Source organism: Burkholderia cenocepacia (genome assembly GCF_900446215.1).
GTDB classification, from domain to species: domain Bacteria; phylum Pseudomonadota; class Gammaproteobacteria; order Burkholderiales; family Burkholderiaceae; genus Burkholderia; species Burkholderia cenocepacia.
The window spans coordinates 42861-63127 of sequence record NZ_UAQZ01000004.1 but is presented as its reverse complement, the minus strand read 5'-3'; the positions used below and the strand labels follow the sequence as shown (position 1 = coordinate 63127).

General features: G+C 67.9%; 21 protein-coding genes. 15 read left to right on the top strand and 6 right to left on the bottom strand.

The window, feature by feature from the left end; all coding sequences use genetic code 11:
• Positions 1 to 181: 181 nt before the first annotated feature.
• The 7 genes from DTA15_RS12840 (at position 182) to DTA15_RS12810 (ending at position 7963) form a co-directional block, all read left to right on the top strand.
• Positions 182 to 1684: an APC family permease gene (locus DTA15_RS12840; RefSeq protein WP_006493968.1), complete on the top strand. Its 1503-nt coding sequence runs from the start codon at positions 182 to 184 to the stop codon at positions 1682 to 1684.
• The gene (locus tag DTA15_RS12835) at positions 1681 to 2280 is read left to right on the top strand and encodes a DUF3156 family protein (protein WP_012493452.1); all 600 of its coding nucleotides are present in this window, start codon (positions 1681 to 1683) and stop codon (positions 2278 to 2280) included. Before DTA15_RS12840 ends, DTA15_RS12835 begins: the two co-directional genes overlap by 4 nt.
• Positions 2281 to 2349: 69 nt before the next feature.
• Positions 2350 to 3288 carry a helix-turn-helix domain-containing protein gene (locus DTA15_RS12830; protein WP_006485599.1) on the top strand — a complete coding sequence of 313 codons (939 nt, stop codon included), beginning with the start codon at positions 2350 to 2352 and terminating at the stop codon, positions 3286 to 3288.
• Between the two features lie 167 nt (positions 3289 to 3455).
• The gene (locus DTA15_RS12825; RefSeq protein WP_012493450.1) at positions 3456 to 4664 is read left to right on the top strand and encodes a porin; all 1209 of its coding nucleotides are present in this window, start codon (positions 3456 to 3458) and stop codon (positions 4662 to 4664) included.
• A gap of 299 nt (positions 4665 to 4963) precedes the next feature.
• A complete protein-coding gene (locus tag DTA15_RS12820; protein ID WP_006485597.1) occupies positions 4964 to 6202 on the top strand; it encodes an ABC transporter substrate-binding protein in 1239 nt (412 codons plus the stop codon).
• 34 nt (positions 6203 to 6236) lie between these two features.
• Positions 6237 to 7106 (top strand): carbohydrate ABC transporter permease, encoded by an 870-nt coding sequence (locus tag DTA15_RS12815; RefSeq protein ID WP_006485592.1) that lies wholly within the window; start codon positions 6237 to 6239, stop codon positions 7104 to 7106.
• Positions 7103 to 7963, top strand: coding sequence for a carbohydrate ABC transporter permease (locus DTA15_RS12810; RefSeq protein WP_020979708.1), 861 nt, complete (start codon positions 7103 to 7105; stop codon positions 7961 to 7963). The genes DTA15_RS12815 and DTA15_RS12810 overlap by 4 nt, the downstream gene beginning before the upstream one ends.
• Positions 7964 to 7995: 32 nt before the next feature.
• On the opposite strand, the gene DTA15_RS12805 is transcribed toward DTA15_RS12810, so the two are convergent.
• Entirely contained in the window at positions 7996 to 9018 is a 1023-nt protein-coding gene (locus DTA15_RS12805; protein WP_006493904.1) for a LacI family DNA-binding transcriptional regulator, read from the bottom strand.
• Between the two features lie 6 nt (positions 9019 to 9024).
• On the opposite strand from DTA15_RS12805, the gene DTA15_RS12800 reads away from it, so the two are divergent.
• Both DTA15_RS12800 and DTA15_RS12795 read left to right on the top strand, forming a co-directional pair.
• The gene (locus tag DTA15_RS12800; protein WP_152332076.1) at positions 9025 to 9945 is read left to right on the top strand and encodes a phosphatidylinositol-specific phospholipase C; all 921 of its coding nucleotides are present in this window, start codon (positions 9025 to 9027) and stop codon (positions 9943 to 9945) included.
• Positions 9946 to 10068: 123 nt separating this feature from the next.
• Complete coding sequence (locus tag DTA15_RS12795; protein ID WP_006484423.1) at positions 10069 to 10596, top strand: GNAT family N-acetyltransferase; 528 nt, start codon at positions 10069 to 10071, stop codon at positions 10594 to 10596.
• 18 nt (positions 10597 to 10614) lie between these two features.
• Here DTA15_RS12795 and DTA15_RS12790 read toward each other — a convergent pair whose 3' ends face one another.
• Positions 10615 to 11676, bottom strand: coding sequence for an alkene reductase (locus DTA15_RS12790; RefSeq protein ID WP_006484418.1), 1062 nt, complete (start codon positions 11674 to 11676; stop codon positions 10615 to 10617).
• An 80-nt stretch (positions 11677 to 11756) separates the two neighbouring features.
• Positions 11757 to 12065 carry an ArsR/SmtB family transcription factor gene (locus tag DTA15_RS12785; protein ID WP_006496873.1) on the bottom strand — a complete coding sequence of 103 codons (309 nt, stop codon included), beginning with the start codon at positions 12063 to 12065 and terminating at the stop codon, positions 11757 to 11759.
• 249 nt (positions 12066 to 12314) lie between these two features.
• On the opposite strand from DTA15_RS12785, the gene DTA15_RS12780 reads away from it, so the two are divergent.
• The 3 genes from DTA15_RS12780 (at position 12315) to DTA15_RS12770 (ending at position 14740) form a co-directional block, all read left to right on the top strand.
• Positions 12315 to 13025: an HAD family hydrolase gene (locus DTA15_RS12780; RefSeq protein ID WP_006484434.1), complete on the top strand. Its 711-nt coding sequence runs from the start codon at positions 12315 to 12317 to the stop codon at positions 13023 to 13025.
• A gap of 85 nt (positions 13026 to 13110) precedes the next feature.
• Positions 13111 to 14271, top strand: coding sequence for a hypothetical protein (locus DTA15_RS12775; protein WP_006484427.1), 1161 nt, complete (start codon positions 13111 to 13113; stop codon positions 14269 to 14271).
• A 127-nt stretch (positions 14272 to 14398) separates the two neighbouring features.
• Positions 14399 to 14740 (top strand): hypothetical protein, encoded by a 342-nt coding sequence (locus DTA15_RS12770; RefSeq protein WP_006484438.1) that lies wholly within the window; start codon positions 14399 to 14401, stop codon positions 14738 to 14740.
• 14 nt (positions 14741 to 14754) lie between these two features.
• Here the strand turns inward: DTA15_RS12770 and DTA15_RS12765 are convergent, their stop codons facing one another.
• The 3 genes from DTA15_RS12765 to DTA15_RS12755 form a co-directional block, all read right to left on the bottom strand.
• On the bottom strand, positions 14755 to 15216 hold the full coding sequence (locus DTA15_RS12765; protein ID WP_006484426.1) for a cupin domain-containing protein: 462 nt from the start codon (positions 15214 to 15216) through the stop codon (positions 14755 to 14757).
• 89 nt (positions 15217 to 15305) lie between these two features.
• Positions 15306 to 15647 carry a cupredoxin domain-containing protein gene (locus DTA15_RS12760; protein WP_006484420.1) on the bottom strand — a complete coding sequence of 114 codons (342 nt, stop codon included), beginning with the start codon at positions 15645 to 15647 and terminating at the stop codon, positions 15306 to 15308.
• Positions 15648 to 15666: 19 nt separating this feature from the next.
• Positions 15667 to 16611, bottom strand: a complete 945-nt coding sequence (locus tag DTA15_RS12755) for a metallophosphoesterase family protein (protein ID WP_006493905.1) — start codon at positions 16609 to 16611, stop codon at positions 15667 to 15669.
• A 253-nt stretch (positions 16612 to 16864) separates the two neighbouring features.
• On the opposite strand from DTA15_RS12755, the gene DTA15_RS12750 reads away from it, so the two are divergent.
• The 3 genes from DTA15_RS12750 to DTA15_RS12740 all read left to right on the top strand — a co-directional run bounded on the left by DTA15_RS12750 (position 16865) and on the right by DTA15_RS12740 (position 20267).
• Positions 16865 to 17074, top strand: a complete 210-nt coding sequence (locus DTA15_RS12750) for a hypothetical protein (protein ID WP_006484431.1) — start codon at positions 16865 to 16867, stop codon at positions 17072 to 17074.
• Between the two features lie 80 nt (positions 17075 to 17154).
• Positions 17155 to 18909: an ABC transporter permease gene (locus DTA15_RS12745; RefSeq protein WP_006484435.1), complete on the top strand. Its 1755-nt coding sequence runs from the start codon at positions 17155 to 17157 to the stop codon at positions 18907 to 18909.
• 11 nt (positions 18910 to 18920) lie between these two features.
• Entirely contained in the window at positions 18921 to 20267 is a 1347-nt protein-coding gene (locus tag DTA15_RS12740) for an ABC transporter ATP-binding protein (protein ID WP_006484429.1), read from the top strand.

The following is a 20267-nucleotide window of genomic DNA, read 5'->3' as shown; positions in this document are numbered from 1 at the left end:
TGCCGATTTGCGCTATGACCGGATTATTTTGCCTGCGTATTTTTTCGACATCGGATCACGCCGTGATCGACAGGGGCCCGGGATCGAAGCGCTGAAGCGCCGACCGGGGCCGACCGCAGAGCATCTGGCCCCCGGCCGCTGACGAAGCGCCGGTTCGGGCCAACCTACGAAGGAGACAACGATGTCGGGATGGTCAGGAGTGACCGGCGCCGCGGGCGATACGCCTGGCGGCTCGCCGGCTGAAGCGGGCGGCGGCACCGCGTTGAAGGCGGGGGCGGTCGGTTTTCCGACCGCGCTGGCGAGCGCCGTCGGGCTCATCATGGCGAGCCCGGTGATCCTCACCGCGACGTCGGGCTTCGGGATGGGCGGCTGGGCGTTCGCGGTCGCGATGATCATCGCGTTCGTGATGATGCAGGCGCAGGCCACCACGTTCTCCGAAGCCGCCGCGATGCTGCCGACGGCCGGCTCGGTTTACGATTACCTGTCGTGCGGGCTCGGCCGCTTCTGGGCGATCACCGGCACGATTTCCGCGTATTTCCTCGTGCACGTGTTCGCCGGCACGGCGGAGACGATCCTGAGCGGCATCATGGCGCTCGTGAATTTCGAATCGCTGAACGCCGCGTTCGAGCAGCACAACAGCTCGTGGCTCGTCGGCGTCGGCCTCGTGGTCACGTTCGCGATCACCAACATCATCGGCATCAAGGTGTTCAGCAAGCTCGAGATCGTGCTGACGGCCGGCATGTGGCTGTCGCTGATGATCTTCGGGATCCTCGGGCTCGCGGCCGCGCCGGCCGTGCATCTCGACGGCTGGTTCGGCGGCTCGGAAGTCGGCACGTCGATTCCGGCCGTGCTGTCGCTGGTCGGGATGGCGATGTTCATGTTCGTCGGCTGCGAGTTCGTCACGCCGCTCGCGCCGGAAATGAAGGCGCCGGGCCGCACGATTCCGCGCGCGATGGCGCTCGGCCTCGTCGGCGTCGCGATCTGCATGTTCCTGTACGGCGCGGCGATCCGCCGCCAGGTCGCGAACGTGCCGGTGAGCCCCGACGGCCTCACGCACCTGCTCGACACGCCGGGCGCGATTCCCGCGTTCGCGCTGCAGGTGCTCGGGCCGTTCGGCCGCGTGTGGTTCGGCATCGCGTTCCTGTGCGCGGGCGCCGCGACGATCAACACGCTGATGGCCGGGCTGCCGCGCATCCTGTACGGGATGGCGATCGACGGCGCGTTGCCGCGCTGCTTCGCGTACCTGCATCCGCGTTTCAAGACGCCGGTGGTCGGCATCGTCGCGGCGGCGATCGTGCCGATCTTCCATGCGTGGCTGATCAACGGCAATCTCGACAGCATCCTGCATCTCGTGCTCGCCGCGACCTGCGCGTGGGGCACCGCGTACCTGCTCGTCACCGCGTCGGTCGTGATGCTGCGCATCCGCCGCCCGGACCTGCCGCGGCCGTACCGTTCGCCGCTGTTCCCGCTGCCGCAGATCGTGTCGAGCGTCGGCATCGTGCTCGCGATCTGGTACATCACGCCGCCCGGCATGAACCCGCGCGACATCTACGTGCCGTTCGGCGCGATGCTCGGGCTCACCGCGCTGTACGCGCTGTTCTGGACGCTCGTCGTGCAGCGCCGGCATCCGTTCAGGCCGGTGCCGGTCGAGGACGTGCTGCGCAACGAGCACGTCGCGTCGTGAAGGCCGCGCTTGCCCCGCGGCGCGCGGCGCCCGATGCGCCGCCGCCCGGCCATCGGCCCGGCGCGATCGCCGCGCGCGTGCTCGCCGACCTGCGGGCCGTGCGCGATACGGATGTGGGCGGCGCCACGGCGCGGCTGCCGAACGGCGTGCATGTGAGCGTCGACGAGCGCGTCGAGCGCCAGTTCCTGATGCATACGGTCAGCGTGAAGGTGACGGTAGCCGCGAACGGCCCGGCGGCGCGGGGCCGCGCGCGCGTGCGGCAGACCGGCTGGCTGCGCCGCACGGGCGTCGATGCGGTGCCCGGGCCCGGATGCGACCGGGTCTTCATCGACACGCTGGCCGCGCTGCTCGCCGAGCCGTCGCTGGCCGACGCGCTGCGGCCGCTGCACCTGACCGACTGCGTCATCGACGCACACGGCGGCGTTGCCCGCGACGGCCGCTGGACGCTCGCGATCGTGCCGTTCGGCGGCAGCGAGATCGTGAACCGGATGCCGTCGTTTCGCCGCTACGTCAGGCTGATCGACGAGCAGGCCGCCGCGCTGTCGGCGGCCTGTCTTGCGTTCGAAACCGCACTACACGGGATTTTGCGAGGGTAAGCTGTGGCGATGCGTGCCGCGCAAACCCGGCGGCCGCATCCAGGAATCAGGGTTTTACCGGAGATGCCGATGCTGTTCCAGTCACGCTCACACGAAGACGTGCACGATCACGGGCTCGCGATCGCGGGCTGGCATCAGGTTTACCGTCAGATGACGCCGGGCCGCTTCAAGGGCACCGTCACGCAGGTGCTGTACGACGATTTCCACTTCTTCCGCGAAACGACCAACCGGCGCGTCGCGCAAACCGGGCTCGCACCGGTCGCGCGCACGTCGCTCGCGGTGCCGCTGTCCGTGCCGCTCGCGGGCACGTTCCAGGGCCAGCCGGTCGACGGCTATGCGCTGCTCGCGCTGCGCGCCGGCGAGGATTTCGAATTCCACACGCCGGAAGGGATGGGGCTCGTCGGGATCAGCGCGGCGTCCGACATGGTCGACGAGCTGTGCGAAGCCGAATTCGGCGCGGCCGGCGCGCGCCGGCTGCGGCACGTGACGCGGCTGTCCGACGCGCAGGGCGTCGCGCTCGGCGTGCGGCTGTCGGCGCTGATCGACGAGGCCCAGCGCAACCCGGGCTGCCTCGAATACGCGGCGACCCGCAAGATGTTTCGCGACGCGATGCTCGGCATGTTCCTCGATGCGCTCGAACAGGGTATCGGCGTCGAGCGCCGCGACATCACGCACGCCACCTACAGCGATATCGTGAGCCGCTGCGAGAAGCATCTGCGCGACCGGCCCGAAGAACCCGTCACCGTGCTCGAACTGTGTCGCGCGCTGCGCTGCAGCCGCCGCACGCTGCAAACGAGCTTCCAGCGCGTGGCCGACGTCACGCCGGTCGGCTACCTGCGCACGATCCGGCTGAACGCGGTGCGTCGCCTGCTGCGCACGACGTCGGCGCAGCAACTCGGCGTCGGCGAAGCCGCCGCGAGCTGGGGTTTTACGCACCTCGGCTATTTCGCGCGCGAGTATCGCGACCTGTTCGGCGAGCTGCCTTCCCAGACCACGCGTCCCGAATGACGCACGCGCATCGTGACGGCGCCGCACGGCGTCGTCGCGGGTCGCACCCCCCACCGTTTGCCGATTTGCGATAGAGGTCCGGAATTTTCGCTGGATAAAGTCCTGTCACCCATATCGAAAACACCATCGGTTCGCACTGCGAATCGATGATCACAGAGGGGCGGGACATGAAGAACGGACGACGACTGACCGCAGCCGCGGCCATGCTGGGCTGCCTGCACGCACACGCGCAGACTTCGGGGAGCGTGACGCTGTACGGCACCGTGGACACCGGCATCATCTATTCGACGAACCAGCAGTTCACACGCGCCGACGGCAGCACGGGCGGCGGCCATGCCTGGCAGATGGGCGGCGGCAACCTCGTGCCGTCCCGCTTCGGCTTCCAGGGCGCCGAGCCGCTCGGCGGCGGCCTCAACGCGGTGTTTACACTCGAGCAGCAGTTCCTGTCCGCGAACGGGCAGGCGCTGCAGGGCGGCACCGCATTCAGCCGGCAGGCATGGGTCGGGCTGCGCCAGGACGGAATCGGCACGCTCGGCCTCGGCCGCCAGTACGACTCGTACACCGACATGCTCGGCGCGTACGTATCGAGCAACAACTGGGCGACGCCGTACGGCTCGCATCTCGGCGACGTCGACAACCTGAATGCCGCGTTCAACTTCAACAACGCGGTGAAGTTCACCAGCGCCGATTTCAACGGCCTCACGTTCGGCGGCACGTTCAGCTTCGGCGGGCAGGCCGGCGATTTTTCCGCGAAGCGCGGCTATGCGGTGGCCGCGACGTACACGCGGGCGCCGGTGGCGTTCTCGGTCGGTTACCTCGACCTGCACCAGCCGCTCGACGCGGCGCTCGGCGGCGCGAGCGGCTATATCGGCGATTTCGCGTGCAGCAACCCGGGCGCGATGTACTGCCTGCTGCAGGATGCCGGCTCGATGCGCGCGTTCGGCGCAGGCGGGTCGGTCACGCTCGGCGCGGCGACGGTCGCGCTGACCTACACGCACACGCGGCTCGGCGACAGCCGCTATTTCTCGACCGACGCGCAGCCGCGCACGCAGGCGTTCACGTTCGACATCGGCGAGCTGAACGTCACATACATGTTCACGCCGGCGCTGCAAGGCGGCGTCGCGTACATCTTCAACGCCGCGCATACGGACGGGCGCGGCACGACGCGGTTCCACCAGGTGAACGTCGGCGCGAACTACAGCCTGTCGAAGCGCACCGCGCTGTATGCGGTCGCGATCGGCCAGGTCGCGAGCGGCACGGGGCTCGGCACCGACGCGAGCGGCAACGCGGTCAACTATGCGCAGATTCCGGTGCTCGCGAACAGCAATTCGAGCCGGCAACTGGCGGTGATGGCAGGGATTCGTGTGAACTTTTGACCTCGAACGGCGGGCGGTGGCACGCCGGTCGCGTGCCGCCGTGCGGTCTTCACGGGCATGAGGCGGCATCGGGCGATCGATGGAAAGCCTTGCTTGAAAAAAATCGTCCGTATGCTTGACTGAATGGACCCGGATCGACGGCATCCGCGCGTCAGGTTGCCCGGCTTGCGGCTTGCCACAATACCTTCACGGTCTGCGTGAACAATGGCGACGCTTCAGGCGACTTGACCCGTCGCCGGCGTTGCACACGTGTGCAACGCATGATTGTTCCGCTCCATACGCCGATCGAGAGAGACCACATGACCCTGCTGAGCCGCCTGCGCGCGCTGTCCGCCGCCGTTGCGCTATCCGTTGCCGCCACGCACGCCTTCGCGGCGGATCTCGTCATCGCGGGCCGCGACGACATCTACGGCAAGGGGCTGGCCGACGCCGTCGCCGGCTTCAACAAGCTGCATCCGGGCACCGAGATCGAGCTGCTCAAGCTGCCGAACGCGAACCTGTACCAGAAGCTCAAGCTGTCGATGCGCGAAGGCACCGGCGCGTACGACCTCGTGATGATGGACGACACGTGGGCGCCGGAATTCATCGGCAACGGCTGGCTGAAGCCGCTGCCCGCGGCGCTCGCGGACGCCGATCTCGTGCCGTCCGCCGTCGCGCTCGGCCGCAATGCGGCCGGTGCGCTGTACGCGCTGCCGATCGTCGGCAACGTCGAGATGTTCGCGTACCGCAAGGACCTGCTCGCGAAGTACAAGCTGCAACCGCCGCGCAACTGGGACGACGTGCTGAAGATCGCGCAGACCGTCGGCGGCGCGGACAAGAGCGTGTCGGGTGTCGTGTTCCGCGGCACGAAGGGCAACCCGGTCGTCACGGGCTTCCTGCCGATCCTGTGGGCGTACGGCGGCGACGTGTTCGACCACGCCGGCAACGTGACGATCGATTCGCGCGAAGCGCAGGCCGCGCTGAAGACGTTCCTCGCGCTGAAGGCGTTCGCGCCGAAGGACGTCGACGTGTACGGCGCGGCGGAAGTGCGCGACGCGCTGCAACGCGGCACGGCCGCGCAGTCGATCGAGGTGTGGCCGGCGTGGGTGCCGGCGCTCGACGACGCGAAGCAGTCGCGCGTGGTCGGGCAGATCGCGCTGCAGCCGCCGCCGGGGCAGACCGCGGGCCCGGCGCCGATGCTCGGCATCTGGCAGATGGGCATTCCGAAGGACGCGCCGCACGCGAAGCTCGCGCAGGATTTTCTCGCGTACCTCACCGCGCGCGACACGCAGACGCGCCTCGCCGGCATCGGCATTCCGCCGACCCGCCGCAGCGTGTTCAACGATCCGGCGCTGGTGCGCCAGTACCGCTGGTATCCCGATCAACTGAAGGCGCTCGAGGCCGGCCGTGCGCGGCCGCGTGTGAAGGACTGGCAGCAGGTCGAGAGCATTCTCGGCGATCAGTTGCAGCTCGCGCTGACGGGGCAGGCCGCGCCCGACGCCGCGCTGCGCCAGGCGCAGCAGAAGATCGCGCAGGCGACGGCCGCGGCTGGCAAGTGACGGCTCACGTCGATCCGCTGGCCGGAGCTCGCGCATGAAAGCGTTCGGCCGCAGCCTGCCGTTCGTCGCGCTGCTCGGGCCCGCGCTGCTGGTGCTCGCCGCGCTCGCGCTGTATCCGGTCGCGCAGGTGCTGATCGACTCGTTCTGCCGGGTCGACTACTCGGCCGGCCGCCGCGCGTTCGCGGGGCTCGCGAACTATCGCGCGGTGCTCGGCAACGACGCGTTCGCGGCCGGCTTCGGCAACACGTTGCGCTTCACGATCGTCGCGTCGCTCGCCGAAGTCGCGCTCGGCTTCGGTCTCGCGCTGTTGTTCGTGCGCGCGTTTCCGGGCCGGCGCATCGCATTGCCGCTCGCGATCCTGCCGATGATGCTGTCCACGCTCGTGTGCTCGGCGATCTGGCGCAACTGGCTGAACTTCGACGGCTTCCTCAATGCGCTGCTCGCGGCGTTCGGCATCGAAGGCGTGCGCTGGCTGTCCGATCCGCATCTCGCGCTGTGGTCGCTCGCGCTCGTCGACGTCTGGCAGTGGACGCCGATGGCGTTCCTGATCGTGCTGGCCGGGCTGCAGTCGATTCCGCCGGAACTGTACGAAGCCGCGCGCACCGACGGCGCGAGCGAGTGGCAGTGTCTGCGCGACATCACGCTGCCGCTCGCCGCGCCGCAGATCGGCCTCGCGCTGCTGCTGCGCTCGATCGACACGTTCAAGCTGTTCGACAAGGTCTATGCGCTGACGGGCGGCGGCCCCGGCAACGCGACGCAGACGCTGTCGACCTATATCTACGACACGGGCTTCCGCTTCTTCAACGTCGGGCCGGCGAGTGCCGCGTCGGTGCTGATGCTCGCGGCGTCCGCGCTGCTGGTCTCGGGGTACGTATGGCAGACGGTTCGCAAGCGGCGCGCATGACGACGCGATCGATGGGTATCCCGCGCGCCCGAACGGGCGCCGCATTCGGTCAAACGGTGCCGTGGGCGCTGCGCATCGTCGCGCTCGCACTGTTGCTGCTGCCGTGCCTGTGGATGGCCGGCGCGGCCTTCATGCCGACGCTCGAACGCCTCGATCATCCGTTGCGGATCTGGCCGGCCGCGCCGACCGTCGAGCATTTTGCGTCGGTGTGGTCGAACGGTATCGGCGCGCCGCTGTTCAATTCGCTGCTGGTCGGCTTCGGCACGACGCTGCTCGCACTGGCGCTCGCGTTTCCGGCCGCGTATGCGCTCGTGCGGCTGCGGTTTCCGGCGCGGCTCGACCTGCTGTTCCTGGTGCTCGTGCTGGCGTTGAAGCTGATGCCGCCGATCACGATCGCGGTGCCGCTGTTCGCGCTCGCGAAGCGGCTGCACCTGCTCGATTCGACGCTCGGCCTGATGCTCGCGTATCAGATCTATGCATTGCCGATGGCGATCTGGATGCTGCTCGCGTTCGTGCGCGACGTCCCGATCGAGTACGAAGAGGCGGCGTGCATCGACGGCGCGGGGCTCGCGCGGCGGCTCGTGCAGATCGTGCTGCCGCTGTGCGCGCCGGGGCTGATCGCGACCGCGATCTTCGTGTTCATCGCGGCCTGGAACGAATTCCTGATCGCGCTGCTGTTCGTGTCGACGCCGAGCCGCTTCACGCTGCCGCTCGCGATCGCCGGCTACGTGACGGAGAACGGGATCGACTGGGGCGACCTGATGAGCGCGGGGCTGATGGCGTCGCTGCCCACGCTCGCCGTGGCCGGTTACGTGCAGCGCTACCTGTTGCGCGGGTTCGCGGGCGGATTGAAGTGACGCGCGAGGTGACCGCGCCCGGTCCTGCGTCGTCACGCGCAGCTGTTTCGCACCACCTGCGTGACCGGCACGACTCGCGTGCGCGACGGGCCGTCGAACGTCTGCAGCCGGTCCGCAAGCAGGTCGATCGCCGCGAGGGCGAGGCCGCGCGTGTCCTGCCGCAGTGTCGTCAGCCGATAGGCGTCGTACTCGGCGGCGGGGATGTCGTCGAAGCCGATCACGCGCAGGTCGTCCGGTACGCGCAAGCCGAATTCTCGGCGTGCGACGTCGATCACGCCGAGCGCGAGCAGGTCGGACGAGCAGAACACGCCGTCGGGCCGCTCGCCCGTCGCGAACAGTTGCCGCGCCGCGTCGATCCCGCCGGCGTGGGTGTCGGACGGCGTGTCGAGCACGCGGACGAGCGTCGCGTCGAATGCGTCGCGTTGCGCGAGCGCCTGTTCGAACGCCGCGGCGCGCGACCGCGCGCTGTAGCTCGTGCCGCGCGGGCCGACGAACGCGAGCCGGCGCGCGCCGGCCCGCACGAGCCGCTGCGCGGCGTGGACCGCGCCCGCCGCGTTGTCGCTGACGACCACGTCCGCGCCCGGCAGGTTCGCTTCGCGGTTGATCATCACGACCGGAATCCGGTGTTCGAGATACTGCTGCGCGACCGACAGCGGCGGCGACGCGGACGTCATCACGAGGCCCGCGATCCGATAGCTGAGCAGTTGTTCGAGCGATTGCCGGATCTGGCGCGGGTCTTCCGCATTGGTCACGAGCGGCGTGAGCGCGCGCTGCCCGAGCGTGGCCATCAGGTCCGACAGCAGCCGCGCGCGAAACGGGTTCTCGAATCCGGCCGTCACGACGCCGATCATGCTGCTGCGCTGCGTGATCATGTCGCGCGCGATCAGGTTGACCTGGTAGCCCAGCGCCCGCGCGGCGACCATCACGCGTTCGCGTGTTTGCGGCGCGATGCTTGCCGTCGGCGAGAACGCGCGCGACACTGCGGAGCGTGAGACGCCGGCCCGCGCCGCGACATCCGACGCCGTGACCCACGGTTTTCTTTCCTTGTCATTCATCGATTCATGATCCCTTCGAGCCACGATACGTGCGTGCCGCCTGCCGACTGGATGTCGGCGCTCGACGACGCGCGGCCGCTGCATACGCTGACCCTACCGGGCAGCCATGACACCTGTGCGTATACGGTCGACGATTTGCTCGTGCGCACGCAGCGCGCGCCGCTCGAGGCGCAGCTCGCGCATGGCGTGCGGCTGCTCGACATCCGCTGCCGGCACGTGCGCGATGCGTTCGACATCCATCACGGCGGCATCGCGCTCGGCATGACGTTCGACGACGTGCTGGCAACCTGTACGCGCTTTCTCGATGCGCATCCGCGCGAATGCATCGTGATGTCGGTGAAGGACGAATGGCCGGCGCGTGCGTGCACGCGCGGTTTCGATGCGACGTTCGACGCGCATCGCGCGCGGCATCCGCGGCTGCGCTGGCATGCCGGCGGCACGCTGCCGACGCTCGGCGACGTGCGCGGCGCGGTCGTGCTGTTGCGGCGCTTTCGCAGCGGCCGGCCGCTCGGCATCGACCTGACCGCGTGGCCCGACAACGCGACGTTCACGATCGACCATCCGGACGGCGCGTTCGTGATTCAGGACGAGTATCGCGTGCCGGTGGCCGCATCGATCGCATGGAAGTGGCGTGCGATCGACGCGTTGCTGACGCATCTGCCGCTGCCGGACAGCGGCCGCTGGGCGCTCAATTTCTGCAGCGGAACGGGGATGGGCGCGAATCCGTCGGTGGTCGCACACGGCGATGGCCGCGTGCCGGGCATTCATGCGCGACTGGCGGTGCGCTTGCGCGAACAGCGCGGCCCGTACGGCGCGATGCTGCTCGATTTCTGCGATGACGACGACTGGGCGCTGGTGCGCGCGCTGATCGAATGCAACGCTCGCACGCCGGAGCAGGGCGTCTGGCGCAAGGCGTTTCGCTGTTAGCGGGCGGCGGGTCGCCGGGGCTGCCGCAGCTGGCGAACCCCGTGGATCGGGCGTTCGAAACGATACGTATGAGGTTTCGATTATAGTGACGGCCGTCCCGGACTGCCTGCCCGAATTGCCGTCATGCCTGCATCGATCCTGATTCGCCCCGCCACGCGGGAAGACGCGGCCGCGATGGCCGCCGTGGAAGTGGCCGCCGCGCAGCGGTTTCGCGAGGTCGGCATGGCCGACATCGCCGACGGCGAGCCGACCGATGCGGCTGCCGTGCTCATGCGGATCGACGACGGTCGCGCGTACGTCGCGGTCGATTCGCAAGGCACGTGCGTCGGGTTCGCGTTCTACCGGCTGCTCGATGCGCAGCGGCTGTATCTGGAGGAACTGGATGTCGCGCCGTCGCATGCGGGGCAGCGGATCGGCGCGCGCCTGATCGAGCGGATCATGGCGCGCGCCGCGCAAGACGGCATCGTCGAGGTCGTGCTGTCGACGTTCCGCGACGCGCCGTGGAACGCCCCTTATTACGCGCGCCTCGGTTTCCACATCATCGACGACGCATCTCTCGACGACGCGCTGCGCGCGATCCGCGCGCACCACGTCGCGCTCGGTCTCGACGAAACGCAGCGCGTGTTCATGCGTGCCGACGTGCGCGCCTGAACCCGCGCCGTCCTACCGTCAGGCCGCGTCGCTCAGCGCAGGGTAGTCGGTGTAGCCCGTTTCGCCTTCCGCGTAGAACGTCTCCGGCACCGGCTTGTTGAGCGGCGCGCCGATTTCGAGGCGGCGCGGCAGGTCCGGGTTCGCGATGAACAGCTTGCCCCAGGCGATCGCGTCGGCGCTGCCGTTCGCGAGCGCGGCCTGCGCGGTGTCGAGCGTGAACTGCTCGTTCGCGATCAGCGGGCCGCCGAATGCTTCCTTCAGGCGCGGGCTCAACTGGTCGCCCGAATACGATTCGCGCGTGAAGATGAACGCGATCTTGCGGCGACCGAGTTCGCGCGCGACGTAACCGAACGTGGCCGCCGGATCGGAATCGCCCATCGTATGGGCGTCGCCGCGCGGTGCGAGATGCACGCCAACCCGGCCCGCGCCCCACACGTCGATCGCCGCGTCGACCACTTCGAGCAGCAGGCGCGCGCGATTCTCGATCGGGCCGCCGTACGCATCGGTGCGGCGATTGGTGCTGTCCTGCAGGAACTGGTCGAGCAGGTAGCCGTTCGCGCCGTGAATTTCCACGCCGTCGAAGCCCGCTGCCTTCGCATTCTCGGCGCCCTTGCGGTACGCGGCGACGATGCCCGGAATTTCGTCGAGTTCGAGGGCGCGCGGCGTCACGAACGGGCGCGGCGGACGCACGAGGCTCACGTGGCCGCCCGCGGCGATCGCGCTCGGCGCGACAGGCAGGTCGCCGTTCAGGAACATCGGATCGGAAATCCGGCCGACGTGCCAGAGTTGCAGCACGATGCGCCCGCCGGCCGCATGCACGGCCTGCGTGATCTGCTTCCAGCCTTCGACCTGTTCGTCGGACCAGATGCCCGGCGTGTCGGCATAGCCGACGCCTTGCGGCGTGACCGACGTCGCTTCGGTAATGATCAGGCCGGCCGATGCGCGCTCGGCGTAGTAGCGCGCCATCAGCGCGTTCGGCACACGCGTCGCGCCCGCACGGGAGCGGGTGAGCGGCGCCATCACGATGCGGTTCGGCAGGGTCAGGTCGCCGAGGGTAACGGGATCGAACAGCGTGGGCATGACAGATAACCTCTTCACGAAAGGCGGGAAGCCGTCGCGTCGTGTGCGATGGCGCCCCGCATGGCCGGTTCGGCCGTTGGCTAGAGTTCGCGGCGCAGGGCGTCGTGAAATGCGTCGATGACGGCCTCGTTGCGCTGGAAGAACGCCCATTGGCCGATCCGCGTCGACGTCACGAGCCCCGCGCGCTGCAACGTCGCGAGGTGCGCGGAGACGGTCGACTGCGACAGCCCGCAGCGCGCGTCGATCTGGCCCGCGCAGACGCCGTGTTCGTACGGCAGCGTCTGCTGCGGGAAATGCTCGCCGGGCGTTTTCAGCCAGACGAGAATCTCCCGGCGCACAGGGTTCGAGAGCGCTTTCAGGATCGCGTCGATGTCGAGTTCGGTCGGCATGGAAAGGCTGGGTGTTTCGGTCAGGCTGACGGGTATCGTCGATGGGCGAATCATATATCGTGTTTTGACGATATGTTTGTAAGCACTACCGGCAATGGGGTTGATAGCGTGCGACAATCTTGGGGGCGGATCAACGCCGGACGACGCGCCTTCAACGCGGCCGCCCGGATTCAGGTCATCCCGTCGGCGATCTCATCCCGCCGCACGCGTAACATACGTGGCATCGCGCTTTACTTACGGAGTTCTTTCATGTCGGTTCGGGCCGTCATATTCGATTTCGACCTGACGCTGGCGGATTCGTCCGCCGCGATCATCGAATGCACCCGGTACGCGCTGGATCAACTCGACGCCGCCGGCCCGACACCCGCGCAGATCGGCGCCGTGATCGGACTGCCGCTGCCGGACATGTTCCGTTCGTTGACGGGCGAGACCGTGGCGGCGCGGGCCGATGCGTTCGCGCGGCACTTCGTCGCGCGCGCCGACGAGATCATGGTGCCCGGCACCCGCATCTATCCCGAAGTGCCGCCGCTGCTCGCGGCGTTGCGCGAGCAAGGACTTGCCGTCGCGATCGTGTCGTCGAAGTTTCGCTACCGGATCGACGCGATTCTCGAACGCAACGGCTTGCAATCGATGGTCGACGTGTTGATCGGCGGGGAGGACGTGCAACGCCACAAGCCGGACCCGGAAGGGCTCGTGCAGGCACTGGCGCGGCTCGGTTTGCCCGCCGCCGCCGCGATCTACGTCGGTGACCATGCAGTGGACGCGCAGGCGGCCGAGCGGGCCGGCGTGCCGTTCGTCGGCGCGGTGAGCGGGATGACGTCGTTCGACGCGTGGGCGCGCGCCGGCAAGCAGGCGGTAGCGACGCATATCGGCGAACTGCTCGGCATCGTGCAGCAGCTGCAGCGTCGAGCGGGCGAAGCGTGCGCCGACGCCGAACCGGGTGCGCAGCCGGCCGGCTGACCCGTTTTCGGCAACGGGCCGGCAGCGCGCGACGGATTCTGCGACCATCGCCGTTCAAGTCATATTCGCCACCCGAGCCGCCGCCATGTCCGCCATTTCCGCCGCCTTTGCCCGCCTCCGACGCTTGCGTGCGTTGCCGCTCGCCCGAGCCCTGTCGTTCGCCGTTCCGCTCGCGGTCGCCGCCGTCGGCATGCCGGGCGGCGCGCAGGCCGAAGCCGCCACGCCCACGCAGCGCGAACGTCTCGAAGCGCCGGTCAAGGCCGTCGCCGACCAGCGCTTGGCCGTCGACACGCCGCGGGATCGCGCGGAGCTGCCCGTCTACGCGGACCGTCCGCTCGACCAAGCCGCACCCGACGTCACGCGCGTGTTCATCGTGATTCACGGCACGCTCCGTAACGCCGACGCGTATTACGCATCGGGGCGCAAGGTCGTCGAAAAGGCCGGGGCGGCCGGCGCGGGCACGATGGTGGTCGCACCGCAGTTCCTGACCCGTGCCGACGCGCGCGCCTTTTCGTTGTCCGCATCGACGCTCGCGTGGACGCAGGAAGGATGGAAAGGCGGCGAACCGGCGCGCGAGCCGGGCCCGGTCAGCTCGTTCGCGGCGCTCGACGCATTGCTCGCGCATTTCGCCGATCGCGGCCTGTACCCGTCGTTGTCGACGGTCGTCGTGATCGGTCATTCCGCCGGTGCACAGTTGCTGCAGCGTTATGCGGTGGCCGGGCGCGAAGGCGACGCACTGGCGCGTGCCGGCATTGCCGTGCGTTACGTGGTCGCGAATCCGTCGAGCTACCTGTATTTCGACGATGAACGGCCGAATGCCGACGCGCTTGCCGGCGGCGCCTGTCCGCGCGCGACCGAATGGAAGTACGGGTTGAAATCGGCGCCGCCTTATGTCGCGTCGCAGGACGTGCGCGATCTCGAAACGCGCTACGTCGCACGCCATGTCGTGTACCTGCTCGGGCAGGCGGACACGAATCCAACCACGCATTTCATCGACCGCTCGTGCGCGGCGATGGCGCAGGGGCCGTACCGGCTGGCGCGCGGGCTCGCGTATTTCGATTACCTGAAGAAGCGGCATCCGGACGATCTCGCGCAGCAGGTGGTCGAAGTGCCGGGTGTCGGGCACGACGGCGTCGGCATGTTCACGTCCGCTTGCGGGCTGGCCGTGTTGTTCGGGCATGCGCTGCCTCGATCGTGTCCGGTCGTCGCCGGCACCGCGCCGGCGCTGCGCGCGGCGGGGCAGTGAGCCTGCATGCGACGCGCGTGAGCGACGGAAACAGATCGATCAGAAAAATGCAGGAATCCGCACGTTAAATTCATTTCCCGGTTCGGCGCTCGCGGTTCAGGATGACGGTGTTCACAGGAGCGCCCCCATGAACATCACGATCCTCGACGATCATTTCGACACGCTGTGTGCGCGGCCGAGCTTTCGCAAGCCGGATGCGCAGCCGATCCACGTAGTCCACCCGAAGGCGTCCGAGCGCGAAGCGGCGTCGCTCGAGCCGTTGATCGACGACCTGCTCGAATGGATCGGGCCCGCCGCGCGGCCGTACGATGAGGTGATCGATGCGTGGCGCACGTCGTGCCCGCGCCTGCCGGTGTGGGAGGAAGCCTGCGCGCGCGGCTACGTGGTCCGGCGTCATACACCTGGCGGCGTGGCGGAAGTGGCGGTGACCCCGGCCGGCCGCGCGCGCCTGCGGGCCCGGCGGGCGTGACCGACGCGCAGGTGTCACGCGTCCGGGTACGGCGTGCCGTCCTTGTGCAGAAACCGGCCGTCGCGGCTCGGGCTCATCATGTCGATGTCCGGGCACGTGATCACGTCGTCCGGCGAGCGCGAGCCGACCTCGAGATAGACGGCGACCGCATCCGACCGGTTGACCAGATGATGGCCGTTACCCGAATTTTTCGGAAACGCCGCGCAGTCGCCCGCGCGCAGCACGGTTTCACCACCGTCCTCGATCATCACGAGCTCGCCTGCGAGCACGTAGACGAATTCGTCCTCGTCGGAATGCCAGTGGCGCTGCGACGACCAGCCGCCTGGCGGCACGCGCATCAGGTTGACGCCGAAATCGCGCAGGCCGCCGGCGTCGCCGAGACGCTGGCGGATGCGCTGCGCGCACGGCGCATCGAACGGCCGCGGATAGCCGCTGCCGCGGCGTTCGGGCACGGTACCGAGATCGATCCTTGGCATGGACGGCTCCGTCTGCCTCGCGGGCGAAGGGGACGACAGTCATTGTAGGCGGCCGCCCGTCGTTCGCCTGCGGTGCGTGGCGGGCCGCGTCATTCGACGGTGATCGTCTCCTTCATGTACGGATGAATACCGCAGAACACCTTGTAGACACCCGGCTTGTCGAAGCGGAACGAATACGTCTCGTCCTGGTCGAGCGCCTTCGAATGAAAGATGCCGGCGTCGTTGACGACGGTATGCGGCTCCGCGTCGAGGTTCTTCCACGTGATGGTCGTGCCGGCCTTGATCGTGGTCGACATCGGCGAAAACATGAAATTGCGGATCGTCACGAGCGGGCCGTTCGGGCCCTGCGCGAACGCGGCGGGCGGCGTGCAGGCAGCGGCGCCGCACAGGATCAGCACGGCGACGATTCGGTGGCGTTGGAAGCGGATCATGCCGTTCTCCTTATATCGATCACGCGAGCGTCGCATCGTGCAGCGACGACGCGACCGGATGGCCGGCAAACTCGACGGTCGTCACGCCGAGCATCGACGGCAGCCGGTCGTGCGGCACCGTGAGCGGCACGGGGCCCGGGCCGTTGCCGGCCGTCGGCTGCGGGAACGCGGTCGAGCGGGCGGTGTGGAACGTCACGTTGCCCTCGACCTTCGACACGATCTGATGGATGTGCCCGTTCAGGACGGTGACCGAGCCGAAGCGGCGCAGCAATGCCATCGTCTGCGGCGCGTCGCCGGTGCCCCAGCCCCACGGTTCGTAGATGGTCCACATCGGCATGTGCGAGAACACGACGATCGGCGTGCTCGACGAGCGGCCTTTCAGGTCTTGCGCGAGCCACGCGAGCTGCTCGTCGCCGAAGCTGCCGAGCCCGTTCGGCTTGAAGTGCATCACGTTGACGAGGCCGATGAAGTGCACGCCCGCGTGGTCGAAGCTGTAATAGCCGCGGTTGTCCGACGCCTTGCCGAACCGGCCGAAATATTCGGCGCCCGATCCGTCGGTGACGTCGTGTTCGCCGGGCACCGTATGCAGTTCCGTCACGCGCAGCGCGGACAGCAACTGCGACGCGTGATCGAATTCCTCGGGCTTGGACAGGTGCGTGATGTCGCCGGTGTGGATCGTCAGCGCCGGCAGCGCGGGCATCCCGTTGACGAGGTCGATCGTCTGCTTCAGCGTGGCCGACACGTCCGGATTCGCGTCCTTGTTGAAGCCGATGTGCGTATCGCTGATCTGCACGAACAGCGGCCGGCCCGCGTCGGCCGGGCGCGCATCGCCGGCTTGCGCAAGCGCGAGGTCGAACGGCGTGAGGATGCCGCCCGACAACGTGAACAGCGTACCGAGGCCGCCGAAGGCCATGCATTGCAGGGCCTTGCGGCGCGACGGGCGGATGGGGTTCGATGAAGACATGTGAGCCTCGCATTCGTGTGACGAAACCGGACGGCCGGATCGTCCTGGAATAAGCCGGCGCATTCGCGTGCGATACCGGCGAAGCGGCGGATTTATTCCCGCCCGTTACGAGGTTGAACACTCGCATTGACGGCCGACGGGGCGATGCACGATTCCGCCCGGATGAGCCGTCAATGTCCTGTAAGTGACACGTCACATTTGCGTCACGGCCGCCCGATAGCCTCCCACTCCGAACCCCTCTCCGGAGCCCTTCATGCCGAACCTCGCGGCAACGGAAACGGGCGGTGCGGTCGCTCACCGCACACGCGCCCTCGGCCTCGCGCCGCTTTTTCTGATCGTTGCCTGCGGCATCGTCGGTGTCGGCATTCATCCCGGTGCCGGTCTCCGTTTCGTCAAGGATGGTGCGGTGCGGCCGTTCGCGCTGCCGGCCACCTCATACCGGGCACTGCACGGGCTGTTCTGATTCGCACCGCGAGTGCGACGCCCGGCTGCGCGACAGGCGGCCGACCCCATCGATTTTCAATTCCACACAAGACGCTACCGATGGATATCCGTTTCTTCGATCCGAATCGCACTGCCAACGCGTCGGCGTGGCGCGTGCTACCCAACCGCTGGGATGCGGTCGCGTTTCCGCTGATCATTTGCGTGCTGGCGATGGCGATCGTCGGTTTTCACGAGACGATGGCGCCGATCGGCGTACTGCAGACGCAGAAGATCTCGCTCGATCCGTCGAACCTGCCCGAATACGCGCTGCGCACCACGCTGCGGATGCTCGCCGCGATGATCGCGTCGCTCGTGTTCACGCTCGTCTATGGCACGCTCGCGGCCAAGAGCCGCCGCGCGGGCATGGTGCTGATCCCGATCCTCGACATCCTGCAGTCGGTGCCGGTGCTCGGCTACATCTCGTTTACCGTCACGTTCTTCCTCGCGCTGTTTCCGGGCCGCGTGCTCGGCGCCGAGCTGGCCGCGATCTTCGCGATCTTCACGAGCCAGGCGTGGAACATGACGTTCAGCTTCTACCAGTCGCTGCGCACGGTGCCGCGCGACCTGAGCGAAGTGTCGCGCGGCTTTCACCTGACGCCGTGGCAGCGCTTCTGGAAGCTCGAGGTGCCGTTCTCGATGCCCGGCCTGATCTGGAACATGATGATGTCGATGTCGGGCGGCTGGTTCTTCGTCGTCGCATCCGAGGCGATCACCGTCGGCAACCAGACGATCACGCTGCCGGGCATCGGTGCGTATCTCGCGCAGGCGATCGCGGACAAGAATCTCGGCGCGGTCGGCTGGGTGATCGTCGCGATGTCGGTCGTGATCCTCGCGTACGATCAGTTCCTGTTCCGTCCGCTCGTCGCGTGGGCCGACAAGTTCCGGATGGAGAACACCGCGTCGGGCGATGCGCCGCAATCGTGGCTGCTCGACATGATGCGTCGCACGCACCTGATCCATCAGTTGCTCGTGCCGGCCGGCTGGCTGCTGTCGCAGGCCGCGCGGATTCCGCTGCGCGTGCCGTCGCTGGCGGGTACGCGCGTGCGCGGCGCATCATCGCGCCGTTCGTCGCGCATCGGCGACATCGTATGGGGCGCGTTCGTGATCGCGCTGACGCTGTACGTCGTGTGGCGCGTCGTCAGTTTCGTCGCGACCGGCGTGACGATGGGCGAGGTGGGCCACGTGCTCGTGCTCGGGCTGATCACGCTGCTGCGCGTGCTGGTGCTGATCGCGATCGCGTCGGTGATCTGGGTGCCGCTCGGCGTGCTGATCGGGCTGCGCCCGAAGCTCGCCGAGAAGATCCAGCCGCTCGCGCAATTCCTCGCCGCGTTTCCGGCGAACCTGCTGTTCCCGGTGTTCGTGATCGTCATCGTCCATTTCCACCTGAACGCGGACATCTGGCTGTCGCCGCTGATCGTGCTCGGCACGCAGTGGTACATCCTGTTCAACGTGATCGCCGGCGCGATGTCCTATCCGAACGACTACAAGGAAGCGACGAAGAATTTCCGCATCCGCGGCTGGCAGTGGTGGCGCCAGGCGATGCTGCCCGGCATCTTCCCGTACTACGTGACCGGCGCGATCACCGCGTCGGGCGGCGCTTGGAACGCGAGCATCGTGTCCGAGTTCGTGCAATGGGGCGATACGAAGGTCGTCGCGCACGGCCTGGGCTCGTATATCGCGCAAACGACCGCCGCCGGCGATTTCCCGAAGATCATCCTCGGCATCGCCGTGATGTCCCTGTTCGTTACCTTGTTCAACCGCCTGCTGTGGCGTCCGATGTACGCCTATGCGGAATCCCGGCTCCGTCTCGATTGAGAGTAAGCGCGATGCAAAATTCGACCGTTATCAACGCCCCCGTCAAGACGTCCCAGCCGCTGCAGCCGCCGCGGCTCGGTGAAGAAATCCTGCGTGTCGAGCACGTGAACCGCGGCTTCAACAAGACGCAGGGCGAGCTGCTCGTGCTCGACGACGCGAACCTGTCGCTGCGCGAAGGCGAGATCGTCGGCCTGCTGGGCCGGTCGGGATCGGGCAAATCGACGCTGTTGCGCATCATCGCCGGCCTGATCGAGCCGACCGGCGGCGAAGTGACCTACCTCGGCAAGCCGCTGCGCGGCCCGGCCGAAGGCGTCGCGATGGTGTTCCAGACCTTCGCGCTGTTCCCGTGGCTGACCGTGTTGCAGAACGTGGAAGCCGGGCTGGAGGCGCTCGGCGTCGGCGCGCGCGAGCGGCGCGAACGTGCGCTCGCCGCGATCGACCTGATCGGTCTCGACGGTTTCGAGAACGCGTATCCGCGCGAGCTGTCGGGCGGGATGCGCCAGCGCGTCGGTTTTGCGCGCGCGCTCGTCGTCGACCCGACCATTCTGCTGATGGACGAGCCGTTTTCCGCGCTCGATGTGCTGACGGCTGAAACGCTGCGCACCGATCTGCTCGATCTGTGGACGCAAGGCCGGATGCCGATCAAGTCGGTGCTGATCGTCACGCACAACATCGAGGAAGCGGTGTTCATGTGCGACCGGATTCTCGTGCTGTCGTCGAATCCGGGCCGCGTGATCGCCGAGATCAAGGTGCCGTTCAAGCATCCGCGTAACCGGCTCGATGCCGATTTCCGCAAGCTCGTCGACGACATCTACGCGAAGATGACCGCGCGCCAGACCGGCGAGGCGACGAAGAAGGGGCTCGAGCTGGGTAGCTGGATGCCGCGCGTGTCGACCAACCTGACGGCCGGCCTGATCGAAACGCTCGCGATGGCGCCGTACCATGGCCGCGCCGACATGCCGGAAATCGCGCGCACGCTGCATCTGGAGGTCGATGAACTGTTCCCGATCGCGGAAGTGCTGCAGCACCTCGGCTTCGCGGACGTGCGCGAAGGCGACGTGTTCCTGACGCCGCCCGCCCGCGTGTTCGCGGAATTCGGCACGCAGGAGCGCAAGCTGATGTTCGCCGATCACCTGCTGAAGCACGTGCCGCTCGCGGCGCGGATCAGGAAGGTGCTGAACGAGCGTCCGGGCCATCGTGCGCCGCGCGTGCGCTTCGAGCAGGAGCTGGAGGATTTTCTGTCCGACGAGGCGGCGGAGGAAACGCTCGATGCGGTGATCGACTGGGGGCGGTATGGGGAGGTCTTTTCGTATAACGACAAGACGGAAGTGTTCAGTCTGGAGGATGTCGAGAGCTGA

Coding starts and splice junctions, on each gene's coding strand:
- DTA15_RS12795 (WP_006484423.1), top strand. CDS start 10,069: ATGCCTGCATCGATCCTGATTCGCCCCGCCACGCGGGAAGACGCGGCC.
- DTA15_RS12740 (WP_006484429.1), top strand. CDS start 18,921: ATGCAAAATTCGACCGTTATCAACGCCCCCGTCAAGACGTCCCAGCCG.
- DTA15_RS12765 (WP_006484426.1), bottom strand. CDS start 15,216: ATGCCAAGGATCGATCTCGGTACCGTGCCCGAACGCCGCGGCAGCGGC.
- DTA15_RS12775 (WP_006484427.1), top strand. CDS start 13,111: ATGTCCGCCATTTCCGCCGCCTTTGCCCGCCTCCGACGCTTGCGTGCG.
- DTA15_RS12750 (WP_006484431.1), top strand. CDS start 16,865: ATGCCGAACCTCGCGGCAACGGAAACGGGCGGTGCGGTCGCTCACCGC.
- DTA15_RS12805 (WP_006493904.1), bottom strand. CDS start 9,018: ATGAATGACAAGGAAAGAAAACCGTGGGTCACGGCGTCGGATGTCGCG.
- DTA15_RS12780 (WP_006484434.1), top strand. CDS start 12,315: ATGTCGGTTCGGGCCGTCATATTCGATTTCGACCTGACGCTGGCGGAT.
- DTA15_RS12800 (WP_152332076.1), top strand. CDS start 9,025: ATGATCCCTTCGAGCCACGATACGTGCGTGCCGCCTGCCGACTGGATG.
- DTA15_RS12760 (WP_006484420.1), bottom strand. CDS start 15,647: ATGATCCGCTTCCAACGCCACCGAATCGTCGCCGTGCTGATCCTGTGC.
- DTA15_RS12790 (WP_006484418.1), bottom strand. CDS start 11,676: ATGCCCACGCTGTTCGATCCCGTTACCCTCGGCGACCTGACCCTGCCG.
- DTA15_RS12815 (WP_006485592.1), top strand. CDS start 6,237: ATGAAAGCGTTCGGCCGCAGCCTGCCGTTCGTCGCGCTGCTCGGGCCC.
- DTA15_RS12755 (WP_006493905.1), bottom strand. CDS start 16,611: ATGTCTTCATCGAACCCCATCCGCCCGTCGCGCCGCAAGGCCCTGCAA.
- DTA15_RS12810 (WP_020979708.1), top strand. CDS start 7,103: ATGACGACGCGATCGATGGGTATCCCGCGCGCCCGAACGGGCGCCGCA.
- DTA15_RS12770 (WP_006484438.1), top strand. CDS start 14,399: ATGAACATCACGATCCTCGACGATCATTTCGACACGCTGTGTGCGCGG.
- DTA15_RS12825 (WP_012493450.1), top strand. CDS start 3,456: ATGAAGAACGGACGACGACTGACCGCAGCCGCGGCCATGCTGGGCTGC.
- DTA15_RS12830 (WP_006485599.1), top strand. CDS start 2,350: ATGCTGTTCCAGTCACGCTCACACGAAGACGTGCACGATCACGGGCTC.
- DTA15_RS12840 (WP_006493968.1), top strand. CDS start 182: ATGTCGGGATGGTCAGGAGTGACCGGCGCCGCGGGCGATACGCCTGGC.
- DTA15_RS12820 (WP_006485597.1), top strand. CDS start 4,964: ATGACCCTGCTGAGCCGCCTGCGCGCGCTGTCCGCCGCCGTTGCGCTA.
- DTA15_RS12745 (WP_006484435.1), top strand. CDS start 17,155: ATGGATATCCGTTTCTTCGATCCGAATCGCACTGCCAACGCGTCGGCG.
- DTA15_RS12785 (WP_006496873.1), bottom strand. CDS start 12,065: ATGCCGACCGAACTCGACATCGACGCGATCCTGAAAGCGCTCTCGAAC.